The 22217-nt window shown below is 70.7% G+C and carries 22 protein-coding genes; 13 read left to right on the top strand and 9 right to left on the bottom strand.

What is annotated here, in order from left to right; translation table 11 throughout:
* The first annotated feature begins 91 nt into the window (after positions 1-91).
* The 6 genes from AC3IYI_RS23855 to rarD all read left to right on the top strand — a co-directional run bounded on the left by AC3IYI_RS23855 (position 92) and on the right by rarD (position 8717).
* The gene (locus AC3IYI_RS23855) at positions 92-1285 is read left to right on the top strand and encodes a sensor histidine kinase (RefSeq protein ID WP_489405684.1); all 1194 of its coding nucleotides are present in this window, start codon (positions 92-94) and stop codon (positions 1283-1285) included.
* Between the two features lie 674 nt (positions 1286-1959).
* The gene (locus AC3IYI_RS23850) at positions 1960-3327 is read left to right on the top strand and encodes a sensor histidine kinase (RefSeq protein ID WP_489405683.1); all 1368 of its coding nucleotides are present in this window, start codon (positions 1960-1962) and stop codon (positions 3325-3327) included.
* A 356-nt stretch (positions 3328-3683) separates the two neighbouring features.
* Positions 3684-4343: a response regulator transcription factor gene (locus AC3IYI_RS23845; protein WP_308313410.1), complete on the top strand. Its 660-nt coding sequence runs from the start codon at positions 3684-3686 to the stop codon at positions 4341-4343.
* Between the two features lie 144 nt (positions 4344-4487).
* Entirely contained in the window at positions 4488-6476 is a 1989-nt protein-coding gene (locus tag AC3IYI_RS23840; RefSeq protein WP_489405682.1) for a 2-oxoacid:acceptor oxidoreductase subunit alpha, read from the top strand.
* Positions 6469-7536: a 2-oxoacid:ferredoxin oxidoreductase subunit beta gene (locus tag AC3IYI_RS23835; protein ID WP_489405681.1), complete on the top strand. Its 1068-nt coding sequence runs from the start codon at positions 6469-6471 to the stop codon at positions 7534-7536. The genes AC3IYI_RS23840 and AC3IYI_RS23835 overlap by 8 nt, the downstream gene beginning before the upstream one ends.
* 197 nt (positions 7537-7733) lie before the next feature.
* The gene (rarD, locus tag AC3IYI_RS23830) at positions 7734-8717 is read left to right on the top strand and encodes an EamA family transporter RarD (RefSeq protein ID WP_489405680.1); all 984 of its coding nucleotides are present in this window, start codon (positions 7734-7736) and stop codon (positions 8715-8717) included.
* A 78-nt stretch (positions 8718-8795) separates the two neighbouring features.
* On the opposite strand, the gene AC3IYI_RS23825 is transcribed toward rarD, so the two are convergent.
* Entirely contained in the window at positions 8796-9194 is a 399-nt protein-coding gene (locus AC3IYI_RS23825) for a DUF6193 family natural product biosynthesis protein (protein WP_489405679.1), read from the bottom strand.
* A gap of 192 nt (positions 9195-9386) precedes the next feature.
* Between AC3IYI_RS23825 and AC3IYI_RS23820 the strand changes: the two genes are divergently transcribed.
* A complete protein-coding gene (locus AC3IYI_RS23820; RefSeq protein WP_489405678.1) occupies positions 9387-10703 on the top strand; it encodes a M28 family metallopeptidase in 1317 nt (438 codons plus the stop codon).
* A 63-nt stretch (positions 10704-10766) separates the two neighbouring features.
* Here AC3IYI_RS23820 and AC3IYI_RS23815 read toward each other — a convergent pair whose 3' ends face one another.
* The 4 genes from AC3IYI_RS23815 to AC3IYI_RS23800 form a co-directional block, all read right to left on the bottom strand.
* Positions 10767-11183 carry a hypothetical protein gene (locus AC3IYI_RS23815; protein ID WP_243333280.1) on the bottom strand — a complete coding sequence of 139 codons (417 nt, stop codon included), beginning with the start codon at positions 11181-11183 and terminating at the stop codon, positions 10767-10769.
* Positions 11180-11383 (bottom strand): ribbon-helix-helix domain-containing protein, encoded by a 204-nt coding sequence (locus AC3IYI_RS23810; RefSeq protein WP_239516343.1) that lies wholly within the window; start codon positions 11381-11383, stop codon positions 11180-11182. Before AC3IYI_RS23810 ends, AC3IYI_RS23815 begins: the two co-directional genes overlap by 4 nt.
* A gap of 98 nt (positions 11384-11481) precedes the next feature.
* Entirely contained in the window at positions 11482-12723 is a 1242-nt protein-coding gene (locus AC3IYI_RS23805; protein ID WP_489405677.1) for a LolA family protein, read from the bottom strand.
* A 303-nt stretch (positions 12724-13026) separates the two neighbouring features.
* Positions 13027-14037 (bottom strand): polyprenyl synthetase family protein, encoded by a 1011-nt coding sequence (locus tag AC3IYI_RS23800; RefSeq protein ID WP_489405676.1) that lies wholly within the window; start codon positions 14035-14037, stop codon positions 13027-13029.
* A gap of 201 nt (positions 14038-14238) precedes the next feature.
* On the opposite strand from AC3IYI_RS23800, the gene AC3IYI_RS23795 reads away from it, so the two are divergent.
* Both AC3IYI_RS23795 and AC3IYI_RS23790 read left to right on the top strand, forming a co-directional pair.
* Entirely contained in the window at positions 14239-15756 is a 1518-nt protein-coding gene (locus AC3IYI_RS23795) for a peptide MFS transporter (protein ID WP_489405675.1), read from the top strand.
* A 46-nt stretch (positions 15757-15802) separates the two neighbouring features.
* Positions 15803-17809: a CocE/NonD family hydrolase gene (locus AC3IYI_RS23790; RefSeq protein ID WP_489411637.1), complete on the top strand. Its 2007-nt coding sequence runs from the start codon at positions 15803-15805 to the stop codon at positions 17807-17809.
* Between the two features lie 44 nt (positions 17810-17853).
* On the opposite strand, the gene AC3IYI_RS23785 is transcribed toward AC3IYI_RS23790, so the two are convergent.
* Entirely contained in the window at positions 17854-18048 is a 195-nt protein-coding gene (locus AC3IYI_RS23785) for a DUF397 domain-containing protein (RefSeq protein ID WP_489405674.1), read from the bottom strand.
* On the bottom strand, positions 18045-18881 hold the full coding sequence (locus AC3IYI_RS23780) for a helix-turn-helix domain-containing protein (RefSeq protein WP_489405673.1): 837 nt from the start codon (positions 18879-18881) through the stop codon (positions 18045-18047). Before AC3IYI_RS23780 ends, AC3IYI_RS23785 begins: the two co-directional genes overlap by 4 nt.
* Positions 18882-18996: 115 nt before the next feature.
* On the opposite strand from AC3IYI_RS23780, the gene AC3IYI_RS23775 reads away from it, so the two are divergent.
* From AC3IYI_RS23775 to AC3IYI_RS23765, 3 genes are read left to right on the top strand one after another with little or no spacing between them, the layout of a single operon-like run.
* Entirely contained in the window at positions 18997-19227 is a 231-nt protein-coding gene (locus AC3IYI_RS23775) for a hypothetical protein (protein WP_489405672.1), read from the top strand.
* On the top strand, positions 19224-19466 hold the full coding sequence (locus AC3IYI_RS23770; RefSeq protein WP_489405671.1) for a hypothetical protein: 243 nt from the start codon (positions 19224-19226) through the stop codon (positions 19464-19466). The genes AC3IYI_RS23775 and AC3IYI_RS23770 overlap by 4 nt, the downstream gene beginning before the upstream one ends.
* The gene (locus AC3IYI_RS23765) at positions 19463-19774 is read left to right on the top strand and encodes a hypothetical protein (protein WP_489405670.1); all 312 of its coding nucleotides are present in this window, start codon (positions 19463-19465) and stop codon (positions 19772-19774) included. The genes AC3IYI_RS23770 and AC3IYI_RS23765 overlap by 4 nt, the downstream gene beginning before the upstream one ends.
* Positions 19775-19796: 22 nt before the next feature.
* On the opposite strand, the gene AC3IYI_RS23760 is transcribed toward AC3IYI_RS23765, so the two are convergent.
* A complete protein-coding gene (locus tag AC3IYI_RS23760) occupies positions 19797-20228 on the bottom strand; it encodes a hypothetical protein (RefSeq protein WP_489405669.1) in 432 nt (143 codons plus the stop codon).
* A gap of 192 nt (positions 20229-20420) precedes the next feature.
* On the opposite strand from AC3IYI_RS23760, the gene AC3IYI_RS23755 reads away from it, so the two are divergent.
* Positions 20421-21236 carry an SMI1/KNR4 family protein gene (locus AC3IYI_RS23755; RefSeq protein WP_489405668.1) on the top strand — a complete coding sequence of 272 codons (816 nt, stop codon included), beginning with the start codon at positions 20421-20423 and terminating at the stop codon, positions 21234-21236.
* 42 nt (positions 21237-21278) lie between these two features.
* Here the strand turns inward: AC3IYI_RS23755 and AC3IYI_RS23750 are convergent, their stop codons facing one another.
* The gene (locus AC3IYI_RS23750; RefSeq protein ID WP_489405667.1) at positions 21279-22085 is read right to left on the bottom strand and encodes an HAD family hydrolase; all 807 of its coding nucleotides are present in this window, start codon (positions 22083-22085) and stop codon (positions 21279-21281) included.
* Positions 22086-22217 lie beyond the last annotated feature (132 nt).

Below are 22217 nucleotides of genomic sequence, written 5' to 3'. Positions count from 1 at the left end.
GGCCTGGGCTCCACGGGGTGGGGTTATCCCCCGTTTACCTCGGCCCGGCTACCCCATGGCATCGGGCCCGCACGCTTGGCAGGGTGGGCGCATGACCGCGAGCAAGCACACCCCCGACGATGGCGCTCCTCCTCCCGTACGCGCACCCCTCGATGCCGTGACGTGGAAGGAAATCGCTTACCTGTTGAGCAATTTGCCCGCCGCCCTCATCGGGTTCGTCTTCACGGTGGTGATGGTGTCGACCGCGGGCGGTCTGTCGGTGACCGCGATCGGTCTGCCGCTGTTCGCATGTGGTCTGTTCATGTCTCGCCAATTGGGACGACTGGAACGGGGGCGGGCCCGCGGCCTCTTGGGCATACGGGTCGACGAGCCGACGCCGATGCCGGGGCCGGGGCGGTCCGGGGGGTTCTTCCCCTGGCTGTGGGCGAGCCTCAAGGACCCGGTGGCGTGGCGGACCGTGCTGTTCGAGCTGATCCGCCTGCCGTGGGCGGTGCTCACTTTCAGTGTGGCACTGACCGGACTGTTCGTGCTGTGGCCGGTGCTGCCGTGGGTGGTCCGCGGGCTCGCGAACGTGGATCGGGCGATGGTACGGGGCCTGCTGTCGCCGTCCGACGAGCTGGAGCGGCGCATCGCCGAGCTGGAGTCCGACCGCGGTGTCGTGGTCGACACCGCGGCGGCGGACCTGCGGCGCATCGAGCGCGACCTGCACGACGGGGCGCAGGCCCGGCTGGTGGCGCTGGCGATGGGGCTGGGCCTGGCCAAGGAGAAGCTGCTGGAGGACCCCGAAGGGGCGGCGGCGATGGTGGACGAGGCGCACGGAGAGGTGAAGATCGCCCTCCAGGAGCTGCGGGACCTGGCCCGCGGGATCCACCCGGCGGTGCTGACCGACCGGGGGCTGGACGCGGCGCTGTCCTCGGTGGCCTCCCGGTGCCTGGTCCCCGTGAAGGTGGCGGTGGATCTGCCGGCGCGGCCGGCGGAGGCGATCGAGGGGATCGCGTACTTCGTGGTCTCGGAGCTGCTGCAGAACGTGAGCAAGCACGCGGGGCCGGGCGCTCGGTGCGCGGAGGTCGAGGTGTGGCGGACGGGTGGCTCCGCCGACGGGCGGCTGCTGATCCGGGTGTCGGACGACGGGCGCGGTGGAGCGGACGCGGCTGCCGGGTCCGGGCTGGCGGGGTTGAGCGAGCGGCTCGACGCGGTGGATGGCGTGCTGGTGGTGGAGTCTCCCGAGGGGGAGGGGACCGTGGTCACGGCGGAGCTGCCGTGGCGGGAGCGGGCCTCGCGATAACGCTCCGCGCAGCGGGGCCGAGTCCTGGCCGGGCCGGGGGCCCGTCCGCCTCGGGCGATGGCGGGGCTGGTGTGGGGGGCGTGGTGCTGCCCGCCGTGGGTGGGTGCGGCGCCGTACCCGGGGACCAGCCCCCGGACCCCCGCGCCTCAAACGCCGGCGGGGCTGGATTTTGGCTACGTCCGTCTGCACGTGCGGGCCGTAGGGCGCCTGGATTTCGGCTGCGCCCGTCGGCACGTGTGGGCCGTAGGGCGCCTGGATTTCGGCTACGCCCCTCGACACGTGCCGGCCATAGGCGCCTGGATTTCGGCTACGCCCCTCGACACGTGCCGGCCATAGGCGCCTGGATTTCGGCTACGCCCCTCGACACGTGCCGGCCGTAGGCGCCTGGATTTCGGCTACGCCCCTCGACACGTGCCGGCCGCTGGGGCTGGAACACCCTGCAGGGTGATCCAGCCCCGCCTGCGTTTGGGGCGCGGGTCTGGGCGGAGTCCAGGGAACGGGCGAAGGGCGGGTGGGGGACTCGGCCTCCGCGTAGCGGCGGCGATAGCCGTGGCCCCGGGCCTGCCCCGGGGTGGGGTTAACCCCCCGGGGGAGAGGCCGACCTGCCGGATGGTTTGCGGCAGGGGGCCGCGGGAGGGTGGGGGGACACAGTGGATGAAGGGCGGGTTGGCGATATGGGTAGCGGCGCACACAGCGACAGCGGGTTCGGCAGGGTGGTGCGGGCTCCCTTCGAGGGGCGGACCTGGCGGGAGTTCGGGTACCTGATGCTCGGGCTGCCGCTCAGCACCCTGTACTTCTCGCTCGCCATCACCGGCGTCAGCCTCGGCGCCGGGCTGCTCGTCACCTTCCTCGGGGTCCCGGTGCTGGCCGGGGTGCTGGCCATGTGCCGCGGGTTCGGGCGGGTGGAGCGGGCCCGGGTGCGCGGGATGCTCGGCCACGACATCGCCGAGCCCGCGCCGATCCGGGCGCAGAAGGGCGGGGCGATCGCCCGGATGGGGGCGCTGCTCAAGAGCGGGAGCGCCTGGCGGCACGTGCTGTACTCGGTGATCCACTTCCCGTGGGCGGTGTTCGCCTTCTGCGTGGCCCTGACGTTCTGGGCCTACGGGTGGGCCATGCTGCTCTACCCGCTCTGGTTCTGGGTGTTCCCGGCGTTCACCGACCAGCCGGGGCTGCAGCTCTTCCAGAACGACGACTACGCCTTCTACCTGGACTCCCCGCTCGCGATCGCGGCGACCTGCGCGACCGGGGCCGCCCTCACCCTCGCCACCCCCTGGGTGGTCCGCGCGCTGACCACCGTGGACCGGGTGCTCGTCTCCGGGCTGCTCGGGCCTTCCCGGCTCGCGCACCGGGTCAGCGAGCTGGAGTCCGACCGGGGTGTCGTGGTCGACACCGCCGCGGCCGACCTGCGGCGCATCGAGCGCGATCTGCACGACGGTGCGCAGGCCCGGCTGGTGGCGCTGGCCATGGACCTGGGGCTGGCGAAGGAAAAGCTGACGGAGGATCCGCAGGCCGCCGCCCGCATGGTGGACGAGGCGCACGGGGAAGTGAAGATCGCTCTGCAGGAGCTCCGGGACCTGGCCCGCGGGATCCACCCGGCGGTGCTGACCGACCGGGGTCTGGACGCGGCGCTGTCCTCGGTGGCCTCCCGGTGCGCGGTGCCCGTACGGGTGACCGTGGAGCTGCCCTCGCGGCCGGCGGCGGCGATCGAGGGGATCGCCTACTTCACCGTGTCGGAGCTGCTGCAGAACGTGAGCAAGCACTCGAGGGCTCGTAGGGCCGGGGTCGACGTGTGGAAGTCCGGCGAGCGGCTGCTGATCCAGGTCGCCGACGACGGTGTCGGCGGGGCCGACGCGGTGGCCGGATCGGGACTGGCGGGGCTGGCCGAGCGGATCGACGCCGTGGACGGGGTGCTCGTCGTGGACTCCCCGGCCGGTGGCGGCACGACCGTGACCGCGGAACTCCCCTGGCGGACCGCCACCGCCTCCACCGCCTCCGCCGCCACCGCCTCCGCCGCCACCGCCTCCACCACCACCACCGCCTGAAACACCCCCTCCCTCCCCGCTCCACCAGGCCGACCCGATGACGTGACCGCACGGATGCCCCGCCCTGAGGAGCAGCCGTGCGGTCGCATGTCGTGTCTCCCCGTCACCCCCACACCACCCCCACCACCCCCGTCGCCCCACCCGGGTGCCGTTCGGCCCCTCCTCGCCGGGGGCCAAAGCCCTGACTTCGGGAGGTGGGTGGCCCAGGGGGGCGCCCAGGGCCGAAAACAGCCGGTCCGGGGGCACGTGTTGATCGCGCTCCGGCTATATCCGGTCTCAAGACTGGGATGCTTGGCTGAGTCAGGGAAACACGGGGCATGAGCGGACGCGGGAGCAGCGAAGTCGTGGAAGACAGGGTGCGGGTGGTCATCGCCGAGGATTCAGTGCTGCTGCGCGAGGGCCTGACCCGGTTGCTGACCGACCGGGGGCATGACGTCGTCGCGGGCGTCGGGGACGCGGAAGCCCTGATCAAGACGGTGGCGGAGCTGGCGGCCGAGAACGCGCTGCCGGACGTGGTGGTGGCCGACGTGCGGATGCCGCCCACACACACCGACGAGGGCGTACGGGCCGCCGTACGGCTGCGGCGCGATCACCCCGGCATAGGTGTGCTCGTGCTGTCGCAGTACGTGGAGGAGCAGTACGCCACCGAACTGCTGGCCGGGTCCAGTACCGGAGTGGGGTACCTGCTGAAGGACCGGGTGGCCGATGTGCGCGAGTTCCTCGACGCCGTCGTCCGCGTCGCCCGGGGCGGTACCGCCCTGGACCCGGAGGTCGTCGCGCAGCTGCTCGGCCGCAGCCGCAAGCAGGACGTGCTGGCGGGGCTGACCCCGCGCGAGCGCGAGGTGCTCGGGCTGATGGCCGAGGGGCGGACCAATTCCGCGGTGGCCAAGCAGCTGGTGGTGAGCGACGGCGCGGTGGAGAAGCACGTCAGCAACATCTTCATGAAGCTGGGCCTGTCACCCAGTGACGGGGATCACCGGCGCGTGCTGGCCGTTCTCACCTACCTAAGATCTTGATCAACTGACACTCTGTCAGGTAAGGCCGGATTCGGACAGACCGCCGAAGGGGCGGTCCAGAAAATGAGCAGCCCGGGGAAGCGATCCCTACGGACGTAGGGTGGAACTTGGGCATAGCTCACGCCTCGAAGGAGGTCCAGTTCAGTGACCAGCCAGGTCAGTAGCCCAGCCGAACAGTCCGACGGGGCCGAAGGCGCAGTCGTCGGCGAGCAGCGGACGTCCCCGGGCCCGAACGGCGAACCCGCAGGCCACAAAGGCCGCGGCGCCGGGGACGCCGGGACGAAGGAAGTGCGCCGTCTCGATCGGGTGATCATCCGCTTCGCGGGTGACTCCGGTGACGGAATGCAGCTCACCGGTGACCGTTTCACCTCGGAGACCGCCTCCTTCGGCAACGACCTCTCGACGCTGCCGAACTTCCCGGCCGAGATCAGGGCGCCCGCAGGCACCCTCCCCGGCGTGTCGTCCTTCCAGCTGCACTTCGCCGACCACGACATCCTGACGCCGGGCGACGCCCCGAACGTCCTGGTGGCGATGAACCCGGCGGCGCTGAAGGCGAACATCGCGGACGTGCCGCGCGGCGCGGAGATCATCGTCAACACCGACGAGTTCACCAAGCGCCCGATGGCCAAGGTCGGCTACGAGACCTCCCCGCTGGAAGACGGCTCGCTGGACGCCTACAACGTCCACCCGGTGCCGCTGACCACCCTCACCGTCGAGGCGCTGAAGGAGTTCGGGCTCTCCCGCAAGGAGGCCGAGCGCAGCAAGAACATGTTCGCGCTCGGGCTGCTGTCCTGGATGTACCACCGGCCCACCGAGGGCACCGAGACCTTCCTGCGGCAGAAGTTCGCGAAGAAGCCCCAGATCGCGGAGGCGAACGTCACCGCCTTCCGGGCGGGCTGGAACTTCGGCGAGACCACCGAGGACTTCGCCGTCTCCTACGAAGTGGCCCCGGCCACCCGCGCCTTCCCGGCCGGCACCTACCGCAACATCTCCGGGAACCTCGCCCTGTCCTACGGGCTGATCGCGGCGGGCCAGCAGGCCGATCTGCCGATCTACCTGGGCTCGTATCCGATCACCCCGGCCTCGGACATCCTGCACGAGCTGAGCAAGCACAAGAACTTCGGCGTACGCACCTTCCAGGCCGAGGACGAGATCGCCGGCATCGGCGCGGCGCTGGGCGCGGCCTTCGGCGGCGCGCTCGGCGTGACCACCACCTCCGGCCCGGGCGTGGCCCTGAAGTCCGAGACGATCGGGCTGGCGGTCTCCCTGGAGCTGCCGCTGCTGATCGTGGACATTCAGCGCGGCGGCCCGTCGACCGGTCTGCCGACCAAGACCGAGCAGGCCGACCTGCTCCAGGCGATGTACGGGCGCAACGGCGAGGCCCCGGTGCCGATCGTGGCCCCGCGCACGCCGGCGGACTGTTTCGACGCCGCGCTGGACGCGGCCCGGATCGCGCTGACCTACCGGACCCCGGTGTTCCTGCTCTCCGACGGATACCTCGCCAACGGCTCTGAGCCCTGGCGGATCCCGGACGTGGCGGACCTGCCGGACCTGAAGGTCCAGTTCGCCTCCGGACCGAACCACGAGCTCGCGGACGGCACCGAGGTCTTCTGGCCGTACAAGCGCGATCCGCAGACCCTGGCCCGCCCGTGGGCGGTCCCGGGCACGCCGGGGCTGGAGCACCGGATCGGCGGCATCGAGAAGCAGGACGGCACGGGCAACATCTCGTACGACCCGGCCAACCACGAGTTCATGGTGCGCACCCGCCAGGCCAAGATCGACGGCATCCGGGTCCCCGACCTGGAGGTCGACGACCCGGACGGCGCGCGGACCCTGGTGATCGGCTGGGGCTCGACGTACGGGCCGATCACGGCGGCCGTACGGCGGCTGCGGATCGCCGGGACCCCCATCGCGCAGGCCCACCTGCGCCACCTCAACCCCTTCCCGAGGAATCTGGGTGAGGTCCTGAAGCGTTACGACAAGGTAGTGGTGCCGGAGATGAACCTCGGGCAGCTCGCGACCCTCCTGAGGGCGAAGTACCTGGTCGACGCGACGTCGTACAACCAGGTGAACGGCATGCCGTTCAAGGCCGAGCAGCTCGCCAACCATCTCAAGGAGGCCGTCAATGTCTGAGGTGACCGACCGCCCCTCCCTGCTCTCGCTGGTGCCCAAGGCGGCCGCCAAGCAGTCGATGAAGGACTTCAAGTCGGACCAGGAGGTCCGCTGGTGTCCCGGCTGCGGCGACTACGCGGTGCTCGCCGCCGTCCAGGGCTTCATGCCGGAGCTGGGGCTGGCGAAGGAGAACATCGTCTTCGTCTCCGGCATCGGCTGCTCCTCGCGCTTCCCGTACTACATGGACACCTACGGGATGCACTCGATCCACGGCCGCGCCCCGGCCATCGCCACGGGGCTGGCCACCTCGCGCCGCGACCTGTCGGTGTGGGTCGTCACCGGTGACGGGGACGCGCTGTCCATCGGCGGAAACCACCTGATCCACGCCCTTCGGCGCAACGTGAACCTCAAGATCCTGCTGTTCAACAACCGGATCTACGGGCTGACCAAGGGGCAGTACTCCCCCACCTCCGAGGTCGGCAAGATCACCAAGTCGACCCCGATGGGTTCGCTGGACGCGCCCTTCAACCCGGTCTCGCTGGCGATCGGCGCGGAGGCCTCCTTCGTGGCCCGTACGGTCGACTCCGACCGCAAGCACCTCACCGAGGTGCTGCGCGCGGCGGCCGACCACGAGGGCACGGCGCTGGTGGAGATCTACCAGAACTGCAACATCTTCAACGACGGCGCCTTCGAGGTCCTCAAGGACCACGAGCAGGCCCAGGAGGCCGTGATCAGGCTGGAGCAGGGGCAGCCGATCCGCTTCGGCGCGGACAACACCAAGGGCGTCGTGCGCAACGTGGCCACGGGCGACCTGGAGGTCGTGATGGTGACCCCTGAGAACGAGTCCCGGATCCTGGTCCACGACGCCTCCTCGGCCTCCCCGACCAACGCGTTCGCGCTGTCCCGGCTGGCCGACCCCGACACGCTGCACCAGACGCCCATCGGGGTGTTCCGCAACGTGCGGCGGCCCGTCTACGACACGCTCATGGCCGACCAGCTGGAGACGGCCGTGGACCGCAGCGGCAAGGGCGACCTGGGCGCGCTGCTGAGCGGGAACGACAACTGGACCGTCGTCGGCTGAGGCATCCGCCGCAGCCCTTCGAAGCCCGGACCCGCAGGGAGGGTCCGGGCTTCGTCGCGTTCCGGCCGCCGGGCCGCCGGGCTGCCGGGCCCCGGGCCGCCACCCAAGTGTCATGAGCATCTCGCCAGACGCTAATGACTTTCGGCGCGCGCGGCGCTACCGTCGTCAGGTTGGCTTGAAGTAGCTCTGGAGGTCCCGTGAAGGCACAGAACGACCAGCGCACGGGGTTGCTCTACGGATTCGCCTCGTACGGAATGTGGGGGATCGTGCCCCTCTTCTGGCCGCTCCTCCAGCCCGCCGGAGCAATCGAGATCCTCGCCCACCGCATGGTGTGGTCCCTGGCCGTGGTCGGCCTGGCGCTGCTGGTCCTGCGGCGCTGGGGATGGATGGCGGAGCTGCTGCGCCAGCCGCGCAAGCTCGCCCTCACGGGAGTGGCCGCCGCCCTGGTCACCGTGAACTGGGGCGTGTACATCTGGGCCGTCAACAACGGCGCGGTCGTCGAGGCGAGCCTCGGCTACTTCATCAACCCCCTGGTCACCATCGCGCTCGGCGTTCTGGTCCTCGGCGAGCGCCTGCGCCGCACGCAGTGGGCGGCGGTCGCGATCGCCGTCACCGCCGTGCTGGTCCTCGCCGTCGGGTACGGCCGGCCGCCGTGGATCTCGCTGATCCTGGCCTTCTCCTTCGCCCTGTACGGGCTGATCAAGAAGCAGCTCGGCATGGGCGGCCTGGAGTCGCTGACCGCCGAGACAGTGATCATGTTCCTGCCCGCCCTCGGCTACCTGCTGTGGCTCGGCTCGCAGGGCGAGTCGACCTTCACCGCCCAGGGCCCGGGGCACGCCGCCCTGCTGGCCTCGGCCGGGCTGGTCACCGCGATCCCGCTGATCTGCTTCGGCGCGGCCGCGATCCGGGTCCCGCTGTCCACCCTCGGACTGCTCCAGTACATGGCCCCGGTCTTCCAGTTCGGCCTCGGCGTCCTGTACTTCCACGAGGCCATGCCGCCCGCGCGCTGGGCCGGCTTCTCCCTGGTCTGGGTCGCCCTCTCGATCCTCACCTGGGACGCCCTGCGCACCGCCCGCCGCTCCCGCGCCCTGCGCCTGGAAGCCCTGTCGCCGGCGTTCCAGAGCTCCGCCCCGGGCCCCCTCCCGGGCCCCCTCCCGACCCCGGCGCGCGAGACCGCGTAACGCCGCTCGGAGCACCGACGGGCGCGCCTTCGGGCGCGCCCGTCCGCATGTCCGACCCCTGCGCACATCTGCCCCGGCCTACGCGTCCATCGGCAGCCCCGTAGCGGCGAGCCGGAGGCGGGGCGGTACGTGCGCGAGCACCAGGGCCACGGCCTCCCCGGCCGTGGCGACCTCGCCGACCTGCCCGGAGGGGTCGCGCCGCATGACGCGGAACCGCCCGTCGGGCAGCGGGATCACGAAGGGGACCGCCACCTCGTAGGGGAAGCGGGTCGTGCTGCTGAAGTGCACGTGGCAATGGCTCGTGTACGGGTACAGCTGCCGCAGGATCGGGTCCTCGTGGGCCGCCTCCAGCACGGCGATGGTTCCCAGACGCCAGACCTCGGGACCGAGGCGCTCCAGGCGGTCCGCCCATGCCCGCCGCGTGTCGAGCCACTGGGCCTCGACGGCCGCCGCACGGGTCTCTTCGTTCACATTCATCCCCCCAGTGTGCTCCCGCCCCGGCTCCACGGGCGGCTGCGTCCGCTTTGCGAACGGGTGTGACCGGATTCAGGTCTTGACGGAGCGTCACGCTCTCACTGACCATCAGGCTCGCACTGACGCACGTTGCTCACCTGTTCTACCCCGCACGTTTCCGCACACATCCCCAGTACGGAATCCCGGAGCCCCCACATGAGCCTGTCCGTCTCCCGGCGCCTCGCCACCGTGACCGCCCTCGCGGTCGCCGGTCTGATCGCCGCCACCGCCCCCGCCGCGCTCGCCACGCCGACCTCGGTCGCCGCTGCGCCCACGCCGCCCGACATCCCGCTCGCCAACGTCAAGGCGCACTTGACGGAGTTGCAGTCGATAGCCACCGCCAACGGCGGCAACCGCGCCCACGGCAGGGCCGGTTACAAGGCCTCGATCGACTACGTGAAGGCCAAGCTGGACGCAGCCGGTTTCACGACCAGCCTGCAGACCTTCACCTCCGGCGGCGCCACCGGCTACAACCTGATCGCCGACTGGCCGGGCGGCGACCCCAATTCGGTCCTGATGTCCGGCGCACACCTCGACTCGGTGTCCTCCGGCGCGGGCATCAACGACAACGGATCCGGCAGCGCGGCCGTCCTGGAGACCGCGCTCGCCGTCTCCCGGGCCGGCCTCACGCCCACGAAGCACCTGCGCTTCGGCTGGTGGGGCGCGGAGGAGCTGGGCCTGGTCGGGTCGAAGGCCTACGTCAACAGCCTGCCGACCACCGAGCGGGCGAAGTTCTCCGGCTACATGAACTTCGACATGATCGGCTCGCCGAACCCGGGCTACTTCGTCTACGACGACGACCCGACGATCGAGCAGACCTTCAAGAACTACTACGCGGGCCTCGGCGTCCCCACCGAGATCGAGACCGAGGGCGACGGCCGCTCCGACCACGCGTCCTTCAAGAACGTCGGCATCCCCGTCGGCGGCCTGTTCACCGGCGCCAGCAACACCAAGACGGCGGCCCAGGCGCAGAAGTGGGGCGGCACCTCCGGTCAGGCCTTCGACCGCTGCTACCACTCCTCCTGCGACAACGCGTCGAACATCAACGACACCGCCCTGGACCGCAACTCCGACGCCATCGCCTACGCGGTCTGGAACCTCGGGTTCGCCGTCCCGGTCCCGCCGGGCCCGTCCTTCGAGAACACGGCCGACGTCTCCATCCCGGACTCCCCGGCCGCCGCGGTGAACTCGCCGATCACGGTCTCGGGCGTCACGGGCAACGCCCCGGCCACCACCAAGGTCGACGTGAACATCGTCCACCCCTACATCGGTGACCTGGTGGTCGACCTGGTCGCCCCCGACGGCACCCTGTACAACCTGCACAACCGCACCGGCGGCAGCGCGGACAACATCGTCAAGTCCGTCACGGTCAACGCCTCCTCCGAGGTCGCCAACGGCGTGTGGAAGCTCCAGGTCAAGGACGTGGCCGCGCAGGACGTCGGCTACATCAACAGCTGGAAGATCACCTTCTGAGACGGCAGTCCCCCGGGGCTCCGGCGTGATCCCGACCGGATCGCGCCGGAGCCCCCGGCCGTCCTACGAGTCCTGCGCGAGGCCCCGTAGCGAGGCCGACAGCGGCTCCTGGATCCGGGCCCGCAGCTCCTGCGCGACCGCGGCGACATCGGCGCGGCCCAGCTTCGCGGCCTCCACCAGATCGCCGAGTTCCTCCGGCGAGGGCAGCTGCTTGGCCCCGGCGACCCGCAGGTACGAGCGGGTGGCGGCGGCGGCGTAGAACTCGTTCATCGGGGATTCCAGCGCCGGGCACACCGCGAGGGTGTGCAGAAACGCGGCGGCCCGCCACGCGGTGTCCGGGGCGGGCTGTTCGGGGACCAGGACGAGGTCGTTCTGGTGGCGGGCGACGGCGGCGGCCACTCCGGAGGGATCCCATACGGCGGGATCTGACGGGAGATGGTGGGCCAGAGCGGTCCAGGCCCACTCCATGGTGATCTTCAATGCCCGAACCGCTCCTGGAAGTAGCCCCAGTGGTCGGCGAACTCCTCGATCCCGGACAGGAAGTTCTTCCGGTCCTCGTCGAGCTCGCGTTCCGTGACTTCGGTGATCAGAGCGGTGACCGTCGTGCCCAGGGCCGCCGCACGCGCCTTCAGGCGTTCGTGGAACTCTTCTTCCAGGCGGATGGTGACGTGTCTCGACATGCTTTTCACGGTACAGCGGGGCCGCTGTACACAGGGCCGGAACGGCACAAGGGTGGGCAGGGACACAGTCCCCGCCCACCCTCGTGCATCCGCTTCGGCTACTTGTTGGCGTCGGCCGCCTTCACCAGCTCGGCCTTGGTGACCGCGCCGACGTAGACCTTGCCGTCGTCCGTGAGCAGCGCGTTGACCACGCGGGTCTTCAGGACGCGGCCCTCGCCGAACTTCCCGGAGACCTTCTCACCGAGCGCGTCGAGGAACTGCGAGGCGCCCTTGGGCGCGTTCTTGTCCTTCGCCGCGTCGTCGAGGCCCTTGAGGGTGTTGTTCGCGCCGGTCTCGATCCGGGCGATCGAGGTCCAGCCCTCGCCGAGGACCTTCGGCTCGCCGTTGACGCCCCCGGCGCCACCCGTCAGGCCGCCCAGGCCCGGGATGGCCTCCAGAGCGTCCAGCCCCTTGTCCTTGCCGTCCTTGCCGTGCTCGCCGGGCTTGCCGTGCTCGCCGGCCGCGCCCTCGGTCACCTTGGCGTCCTTGGGCGGGGTGAAGGCGAAGGTGTCGGCGGCGGGCTTGGAGAAGTCCACCTTGCTGAAGCCGGCGTCCACGATCGGCTTGCCGCCGTCGGTGGAGAGCACCTGCACGCGCAGCGGCATGCCCTTCTTCGCGTCCACCGCGATCTTCACCGAGGCGACCGTCGAACCGGTCCCCTTCGGCTTCAGGACCAGCTGGTAGGCGTCGCGCCCGGCCACCTGGGCCGTGTCGCCGACGCTGATGTCGGTGGTCGGTCCGGCGGCCTTCAGGACCTCCTGGGCGATCTCCTGCGGAGTGGCGGGCAGCCCGTCGCCGGCCTTGTGCTCGGAGCTCTTGCCACCCTTGTCAGCTTCTGCGGGGGCCTTCTCGTGGAAGACCTCCTTCGACTTGGAGTCGTATCCCCAGACGTCGTCGCCGTTGTGGACGAGGCTGTACTCGTCCTTGCCGTCGACGAAGGTCAGCTTCTGGCGGTCCGGGCCGTCGGCGGCCACGCGGAAGGTGTGGGTACCGCTCACCAGCTGGGCGAGCTTGTCCTGCGGGTCCGCGGAGCCGCCGGTCACGCCGCCACCGCCGCCCAGCAGGCCGGCCGGAAGGCTCGGCAGGCCCAGGTCCGTGCTGATCTTGGCGCTACCGGACAGCTGCTGCACGTCCGAGGCCGCGATCTTCTCGATGAGCTGCTGGGCCGTCACCTTCGGAAGGTCCGGTCCCCCGGCGTTCGCGAAGGCCGGAACCATCGCGATCGTGCCGGCGACCACACCGAACACCGCGACCGGTACGGCGTACCGAGCAGCCTTGCGGGTCTTTGCGTTCGTTGCCATGTCTGTCTGCCCTACCTCTGTGTGTACGGCGGCGACCTACCCGTCTTGCATGTGGCCGACAAGCGCGACCACGTCCACCCCTCGCCGCCAATCTCACCCGATCTGGTGGGGATGTGCCTCTATCTGACCAAAGAAGAGGGGGTCGGGGCGTCAGCCCCCGGAGCCAACTGTGCGTACACCCCAGGGATGACATGACGAGGGCCCGGCCTCCCCCACCCGTAGGGGTTGCCGGGCCCTCGCCCCTGACTTCGGTGTGCTTTCCGGCTGTGCCGCGTGGTCAGCCCGCGTGGTCGGCCCCGGCGGTCAGCCCGCGCGGTGGACCACTGCGTCGCAGAGCTCCACCAGCGCCGACTTCGCGAAGCAGTCGGGCAGCGGGGCCAGCGTGGCCCGCGCCTCCTCCGCGTACCGCACGGTGTCCTTGCGGGCCTGCTCCAGGGCCGGGTGGACCCGCAGCCGGGCGAGCACGTCGGCGTGCCGGGCGTCGTCCGTCAGGTCGCCGTCCAGGAGCCGTACGAGCTCCAGGTCGTCGGGGTCGCCGCCCTGGGCCGCCATCTCCCGCAGCCGCAGGACCGGCAGCGTCGGGATGCCCTCGCGCAGGTCGGTGCCGGGGGTCTTGCCGGACTCGTGCGAGTCGGAGGCGATGTCGAGGACGTCGTCGGCGAGCTGGAAGGCGGTGCCGAGCCGCTCGCCGTACTGGGTCAGGATGTCGACGACCGACTCGTCGGCGCCGGCCATCATCGCGCCGAAGCGGCCGGAGACCGCGATCAGCGAGCCGGTCTTGCCGGCGATGACGTCGAGGTAGTGCTCGACCGGGTCGCGGCCGTCGCGCGGGCCGGCCGTTTCCAGGATCTGACCCGTCACCAGCCGCTCGAACGCCTCGGCCTGGACCCGTACGGCCTCGGGGCCGAGGTCCGCCAGGATGTGCGAGGCGCGGGCGAACAGGAAGTCACCCGTCAGGACGGCCACGGAGTTGCCCCAGCGGGCGTTGGAGCTCTCCACACCGCGGCGCACGTCCGCCTCGTCCATGACGTCGTCGTGGTAGAGCGTCGCCAGGTGGGTGAGCTCCACGACCACGGCGGAGGGGACGATCCCGGGCGCGTAGGGATCGCCGAACCGGGAGGCGAGCATCACCAGCAGCGGCCGGAAGCGCTTGCCGCCGGCGCGGACCAGGTGCTGTGCGGCCTCGGTGATGAAGGGGACTTCGCTCTTGGTGGCTTCCAGCAGACCCGCCTCGACGGCGGCCAGTCCGGCCTGGACATCGGTCTCAAGAGCCTGGTCCCGCACGCTCAGTCCGAACGGCCCGACGACGGTCACGAGGGGTACTCCTGTCTGCTGACGATCACCTTGACGATCACACGGATTGTCGATGTGTCGCTGCCATCACTCAAGCCAGCGTATCCGGTCTGTTTTCGATCACCCAGGGCGCCTGTCCGGCCACGCGCCGCGTACTGGCCGGGCGGCGCCCCATGCGCCCCGGTATGTTCTAGACCAGCCGAAACAACCGGAGAATGCGTTTTGTCCAGAACCGCTACCGATATAGGCGATTCCTCCGGCCCGGAGGCCGACCAGCCGCCGCCCGGCGACGACCACGCCTTCCTCGGGCACCCCAGGGGCCTGGCCACGCTCTCCGGACTGGAGGTCTGGGAGCGCTTCTCGTTCCTGGGCATGCAGGCCATCCTCGTCCTCTACTTCGCGGACACGGTGGCCAACGGCGGCCTGGGGATGGACCCGGGCACCGCGGCCTCCGTCTCGGCGGCCTACGGGACCATGGTCTACCTCGTCTCCGTCGCCGGCGGGTGGCTCGCCGACCGGATCCTCGGTTCATACCGCGCCGTGCTCTGGGGCGGCATCCTGATCGCCTGCGGCCATTACGCCATGGCCGTGCCGACCGGCGCCATGACCTGGGTGGGCCTCGGCCTGATCAGCGCCGGCACCGGCCTGCTGAAGCCGAACGTGGCCAGCATGGTGGGCAAGCTGTACACGACGGACGACGACCGGCGCGACGCCGGCTTCGCCCTCTACTACATGGGCATCAACATCGGCGCCTTCGCCGGTCCCCTGATCACCGCCTGGCTCGGCGAGCACAAGGGCTGGCACTGGGGCTTCTCGGCCGCCGCCATCGGGATGACCGCGGGCCTGATCCAGTACGTCGCCGGGCGCCGCCACCTGGCTGGACGCAAGCATTCCGCCGAGTTCGCGCTGGCGCCGGACGCGATGCGCTCGGCTGTGATGAAGATCATCGGCGGAATCCTGCTCTTCGCCGCGCTCGCCACCCTTCTGGCCCTGCTGGGCTGGCTGACGATGGACCGTTTCGTCGACCTGCTCACCCTCGTCTCGGTGATCGCACCGATCGTGTACTTCGCGATCATGTTCCGCAGCGACCGGGTGACGCGCGCCGAACGGGGCCGCCTGCGCCCGTACGTGGTCCTCTTCCTGGCCTCGGTGGCCTTCAACTTCATCCTCTTCCAGGCGTACTCGACGATGATGCTGCTCGCCTCGACGAACGCCCGCACCGAGATCCTCGGCTTCACCTTCCCGGCCGGCTGGTACGCCTCCGCGCTCGGCGCGTTCGAGGTGCTCCTGGCCCCGGTCGTCGCCGCCCTGTGGGTCCGGATGGGCCACAACCAGCCGCACGCCTCCAACAAGATCGCCATCGGCGTGATCCTGGGCGGCCTGTCCTTCCTCCTGATGGTCATCCCGACCTCGGGGCACAGCGGCGACACGTACAAGATGGCCGCCTGGTGGATCATCGGCTCCTACCTGCTGCTCGGACTCGGCGACGTCCTGCTGGAGACCTCCGGCATGTCGGCCACCACGAAGCTCGCCCCGAAGGCGTTCGCCAGCCAGACGATGGCCCTGTGGTTCCTCTCCCTGGCCCTGGCCAACGGCATCCAGGCCCAGGTCGTCAAGCTCTACGGCCAGGTCTCCAACCCCGCCTACTTCGGCGTCAACGGCGCCCTCGCCGTCGCGGTGGGACTGGCCGTGATCGCGCTCGCACCGTGGCTCAAGCGCACGATGCACCCGGTCCACTGACCCGTTCGACGATGACCCTCCCGAGGAGATGGGCGAGAGAACTCCGATGATCATCCGTACCGATTTCCCCTACGGGACCACCCACGAGGACGTCCGGATCCCGATGCGGGACGGCACCCACCTCTACGCCCGCATCTGGCGGCCGGTCACCGACGAGCCCGTCCCGGCGCTGCTGGAGTACCTCCCGTACCGCCTCACCGACTGGACCGCCCCGCGCGACTGGCAGCGCCACCCCTGGTACGCGGGCCACGGCTACGCCTCCGTACGGGTCGACGTGCGCGGCCACGGCAACAGCGGCGGCGACCCGGGCGACGAGTACGACGCGCAGGAGCTGGCCGACGGGGTCGCGGTGGTGGAGTGGCTGGCGGCCCAGCCCTGGTGCACGGGGTCCGTGGGCATGTTCGGGATCTCCTGGGGCGGCTTCAACAGCCTCCAGATCGCGGCGCTCGCCCCGGAACCCCTCAAGGCCGTCGTCACCGTCTGCTCCACGGACGACCGCTTCGACAACGACGTCCACTACATGGGCGGTTCCCTCCTCGCCGTGGACATGCACGCGTGGGCGGCGACCATGCTCGCCTTCGCCTCCCGCCCCCCGGACCCCCTCTACGCGGGCGAGGGCTGGCGCGACCAGTGGCTGTCACGCCTCGGCGCGGTCGAACCCCTCCTCCACACCTGGCTCTCCCACCAGACCCGCGACGCGTACTGGCGCCACGGCAGCGTCTGCGAGGACTACGGCGCGATCGGCGCGGCCGTCCTGGCGGTCGGCGGCTGGCACGACCCGTACCGCGACACGGTGCTCCGCCTGGTCTCGGCCCTGCCCGCCGACCGGGTCCGTGGCCTGATCGGCCCGTGGTCGCACCAGTACCCCGACCGGGGACTGCCCCCGGGCCCCGCGATCGGCTTCCTCCAGGAGACCCTGCGCTGGTGGGACCACTGGCTCAAGGGCAAGGACACCGGCGTCATGTCCGAACCCCTCCTCCGCTCCTGGATCTCCGAGTCGCACCCGCCGGCGACCACCTACCCGACCCTGCCGGGCCGCTGGGTCGGCGACCCGTCCTGGCCCTCGCCGCACGTGGACCCCGTCACCTACGCCTTCCAGGGCGCGCCGGTCGCTGTCCGCTCCCCCCAGCACACGGGCCTGGACGCGGGCCGCTTCTTCCCCTTCGGCAACGACGCCGACCTGCCGCCGGACCAGCGCGAGGAGGACGCGAAGTCGGCCTGCTTCGAGTTCCCGGTGGGTGACGGCTCCGGCCCGGTGGAGATCCTGGGCCGCCCGGTGGTCCGGCTCCGCCTGCGCATGGACGTCCCCTACGGGCAGGTCGTGGCCCGCCTCTGCGACGTCGCCCCGGACGGCTCCTCGACCCTGGTCACCCGGGGCGCGCTCAACCTCTCCGAGCGGCAGGGCCGGGACAAGGCGGTGCCGTGGCCGGTGGGCTCGTACGAGGACGTGGTCTTCGAGCTCAACGGCATCGGCCACTCCTTCCCACCGGGACACCGCATCCGCGTCGCCCTCTCCTCCGCCTACTGGCCGTGGATCTGGCCGCGGGCCGGCTCGGAGGCGGGCTGGACCCTGGACCCGGCGGGCAGCGCGGTGGAACTCCCGATCCGCGACCCGTCCTCCGACGAGGAGCCGATCCTCTTCGAAGCTCCCGAGCAGTCGGAGGGGCTGGGCGTCTCCTACCCGGCGACCCTGGACGCCCCTCGCCCGGAACGGCTGGTCGTACGGGACGTCGCGCGCGGGGTGTGGCGCCTGGAGGTCGACCCGCGCTACGGCGGAACCCGGGTGTACCCGGACGGCCTCGAATTCAGCGAGGACGCGCTGGAGGTCTACGAGATCCAGGAGGCGGACCCCCTATCCGCCCGCACCCACTCCACCTGGACGGTGCGCCTGCACCGCCCGGAACTGGGCTGGGACGTGTCGGTGGTGACCCGCTCGGAGATCACGTGCGACGAGGGCGGCTTCCTCACGTCGAACGAGGTGGTGTGCCGAGAGGGTGACGAGGTCCTGTTCCACCGCACGTGGGAGCGAAGGCTGCCGCGGGCGGCGGTATAGCCGGGCTCCGGGCCCCGGGCGGCTACCCGGGGCCCGGCGGAGGGTCAGACGGCCTTGAGGCCGTCGACGAAGGCCGCGAACGCGGTGGCGGAGACGTCCAGCACCGGGCTCGCCGAGAGCTTGGAGTCGCGGACCGGCACGACGCCGCGCGACGCAACGAGGTTGGTGGCCACCTCGACGCACTGACCGCCGTTTTCGCTGTACGAGGACGTGAACCAGCAGGGAGATTCGGTCGTCACGAGGTGCCCTTTCGTAGCTGATCGATCATGGCCACAGAGACCGCCTGCGAGTGCGCTCCGGCCTGAAGCTGATGGTAGGCCGTCAGCATCGGCACCACCGAGTTGTTCTCCCGCTCCAGATGGCCCCGTTGGGCTGATTCCGAGTAGGACATGATCGAGCGATCAGGCAGCGTCAGCACGGTGACTGGCAGGCTGAGCGGACGACGCTCCCCCATCTCGAAGGGGGCGACCTGGAGCACGGTGTTCGGCAGCTCAGCGAATTCGAGTAGCCGCGCGAACTGATCCCTCATGAGGTCTGGTCCACCAATGGGACGAAGCAAACAGCTCTCGTCCAGCACCACGAAGACCAGCGGCGGAGGAGTACGCAGCAATGCGGCCTGCCTCTCCACAACGATGCCGATCCGCTCGCTCGCGTGCTCCGCAGTGATGGCACCTCGCTTGACGGTGCTCTCAGTGACCACCGTCGCGTAGTCCGGGGTCTGGAGCAGACCCGGTATGACGCCCACCTCGTAGAGCCGGATCTCCACCGCGCGGCTCTCGTAGCCGAGGAACTCGGGGAAGCCCTCCAGCAGGACCCCGTGCCGGATCTCGCGCCACTGGCGTTCGAACGTGTCCTCGGTTCCCGCGATACCGAACACCACATCCGCACTACGCGCGAAACGCAGAGTCGAAATCTTGCGCCCGGTTTCCACCGCCGAGATGTGCGTGGCGGAGAAGCCCATCCGTTCCCCGAGACCTTCCTGCGTCCAGCCGCGTTCCTCCCGCGAGCTGCGCAGACGCGCCCCGAACGCCGCTTCGGGACCTTCCTCGGGGTTCAACTCCTTGCGATTCACAGCCGCGTGACCAACTTTCCGTTCCGAACTGGCAAGTTGAACTGTCCCCACGGCCGCGCCACGCTGAACTCACCGAGTAGTGAATCCACTACGGAGAGGAACGGCCATGTGTGGAATGCCCATTCCCCCTACCCCCGCCCCCGGAACCCTCGTGGTGGACACCAGCCGCGACGACTTGGTCGGGGAGTTCCGGGGGCTCGCCGGCCCGTACTGGGCCCTGCGGCCCGTGCGCGGCGGGCCCGAGTGGGAGGCGGAGCCTCGCTGCGTCCGGCCCGCCGACCCGATGGAGCGGCTCCGCGCGGAGACCGCCCGGCGCAACGCGCGGAGCGCGGAGGGGCTGCTGTGAGCGAGAGCCCGCTCGCGGAGCTGCGACGGATCGAGTCGGACCCCGCCTACCGGGCCCGGTTCCGCGAGCTGCTGGACGCAGCGCTGGTACGGCGGGCCGTCGCAGACGCCGTACGGGCCCTGCGGGGGCTGCTGGAGGCCCGTACATCGGAGGAGGCCGCAGCCGTAGCCGTAACGCTCGGGGCGGTCGCCTGGACCGGCTGCCTGGCCTTCGCCGCGGCCCTGGGCGGGATCACGTGACCCGCGTGTGCGGCGCCTCCGGCGCACTGTCCGCCGTACACCTGGACGCGCTCGCGCGGCTGCCGGCACTCCGCCAGGTACTCGACGCCGGACCGGAGCTGCGGTGCTCCCTGGGGCAGCACATCGGTCCCCACATGGACGTCCTCCACGAGGGCCCGGCCCGGGGAAGCGCGATATGGGCCCGCTGGCCCGAGGACGCGGTCCTCCCCCTCCCCGACTGCCCGGCGACCGGCGCAGGCGAGGGCTGCGGGCAGTACCTGTCCCATCCCGGCGGCCACACCTGGCAGGCCTGGGACGCCGCCCGCTGAGCTCTTGCCCCGAGGCCCTCGGTCAGTGCGCGACGTCGCTGCGTACGTAGGTGAGCCGTGGGCCGGAGGTCAGGTTGCCCTCATGGGCGACCGTGAAGTCGAAGCTGCACGTTTGCGCCCGCTCAGCGCCCTGGAGTTCCACGAACACCATCCGAGGATCATCGGCGTCACCGAAGGTCCACGTCGCCTTCGCCGCCTGACCCTCGGGCCACATCAGCAGACCGCACTCCCTGATCTGCGCCTCCTTCGAAACCTCCACCGACCCGTCCGCGCGTATGAGAAGGCGGGCTCCGGTGCCGTCCTCGGAGGTCCACGCCCCTTCCACGTCGGCCACGCGAAGGGGGGTCTTGTCCCCACCGCCGACGATCCCGTAGACGGAGCTCGCGAGCACCGCGACGACGGCCACCCCCACGAGGCCCGCCACCAACAGCGGCGTGCGCGTTCTGTCGTCCATGAGGGGGTCCCTCGTACGTCGGGAGGCCGGTCGATCGGCGCGAGGTGATCATCCGGATGGGGAGACATCGTGACCCCGCCGTTCGGAACGTGTCCAGCGCCGGGCGCCGAATCAGCCAGCCACGCTGGGCGGAACCCCAACCGGTGAATCAGGCAAGGGGCCTTGTCAGTGGAGTGCGCTTTCCTGTCCGTCATGGACCTCACGCAACCGATGCTCAGCGACCTCCTGGACCGGATCGGCGCCCCGGGTGGATCTCTGCACCTGTCGCTGGACATCGACCCGCACCTGCTCGTGGACAGGCTGGCCGACCGTTACGGGGCGCCACGGACCCTGGTCCTGGACGGGTTCACGGACCCGACCGTGGACGAGTCCCGTGGCGCGGCTCTCCTCGCCGTCCTCGAAGGCCGGGGCGAGACGATTCGGGCCTGGGCGTACGGAGGTCAGTGGATCGGCGCCGGGACCGCCCGGGACGCGCAGGGCGTCGTCCGGCCGGTGCTGGCGGCCGCGCCGCGGCGTGTGGTGGATGCAGAGGTTCCGGCTCCAGAGGGGGACAGCCGGGACGAGGAGGAAGACTGGGTCGAGCGGCTGGTGGCCATCACCGCCTGGACCTCGCCCCCGCAGCGGCCGGACGTCGACTGGGCGCGGATCGAGGCAGAGGTGGGCACGCGCCTTCCCGGCGACTACAAGCGCATGGTGGAGATATTCGGAGAAGGCGCCTTCGACGGATTCCTCGCTCTGAACCAGGAGCCGTGGACCCACCTCCGCGAGGAAGGCCTGCTCATCTGGGCCGGCACCGAGCACGAGAACCTGTACTGCTGGCAGACCGACGACGGCACCGACCCGGACCGCTGGTCCGTCGCCATCCGGACCTTCGACGACGACTTGGCCGTCTTCGACTGCTCGGCGGCGGAGTTCATCTGCCGCATCCTCCTCGACCCGCACCATCCGTTCACGATGGCCCACTACTTCGACACCCACTGGTTCATGAACTACCGCGGCACAGAGTGACCTGACGTGCCGCCGTCGGTGACGTGGGCCGGGTCGCCGTCGTCAGGCGAACAGCCGCTCCAGGACCACCGCGATGCCGTCCGCCTCGTTCGAGAGGGTGACCTCGTCCGCGACGGCCAAGAGCTCCCGGTGGGCGCCCGCCATCGCGACCCCGTGCGCCGCCCACGCGAACATCGGGATGTCGTTCGGCATGTCGCCGAAGGCGATCGTCGACGAGCCGGTGACGTCCAGGAGCTCCGCCGCCACCGCCAGACCGCTCGCCTTGTCGATGCCCGGGGGCTGGAGTTCGACCGTGTGCTCCCCCGCCATCGTGACGTTGACCAGGTCCCCGACCACGCCCCGGGCGATCTCCGTCAGCTCGTCGTCCGAGAGGCCGGGGTGCTGGAGGAGCACCTTGTTGATCGGGGAGCTCCAGAGGTCCGCGCGCCGGGCCACCGACACCGTCGGCAGGTGCGGGTGCCACATCCGGTAGCCCGGCCCCATCAGCATCTCCGCGTCGACGCCCTCCTGGTTGACCGCCGCGTAGACCTCCCCCACCTCCGCTTCGATCTTCCCGAGGGCGACTTCGGCCAGCTCCCGATCCATGGCCACGGAGTGCAGGAGCAGCCCGGCCGCCGCGTCGTAGACCTGCGCTCCCTGCCCGCACACCGCGAGTCCCGTGTAGCCGAGGCCGTCCAGGACGTGTCGGACCTGCGGGACGGGGCGGCCCGTCACGATGATGTGCAGGGCGCCGGCCGCGCGGGCGGCGGCGAGGGCCGTGTGGGAGCGGGCCGAGACGGTGTCTCCGGCGCGCAGCAGAGTCCCGTCCAGGTCGGTGGCCACAAGTGCATAGGGGAGGGCGGAAGTCACGCGTCCAGGATACGGACCTCCTCGGACAAGTCCTACAAATAGTGCCTGAATCCGGCCTCCCGCATGCCCCACCAGCCCCTTAACCTGTCAAGCAGCTCCCGGGACACCCCCGGGCCGCGTCGAAAGCGAGGC

The organism is Streptomyces sp. GL_148 (assembly GCF_057834205.1).
This window is presented reverse-complemented; position numbering and strand designations above follow the sequence as displayed.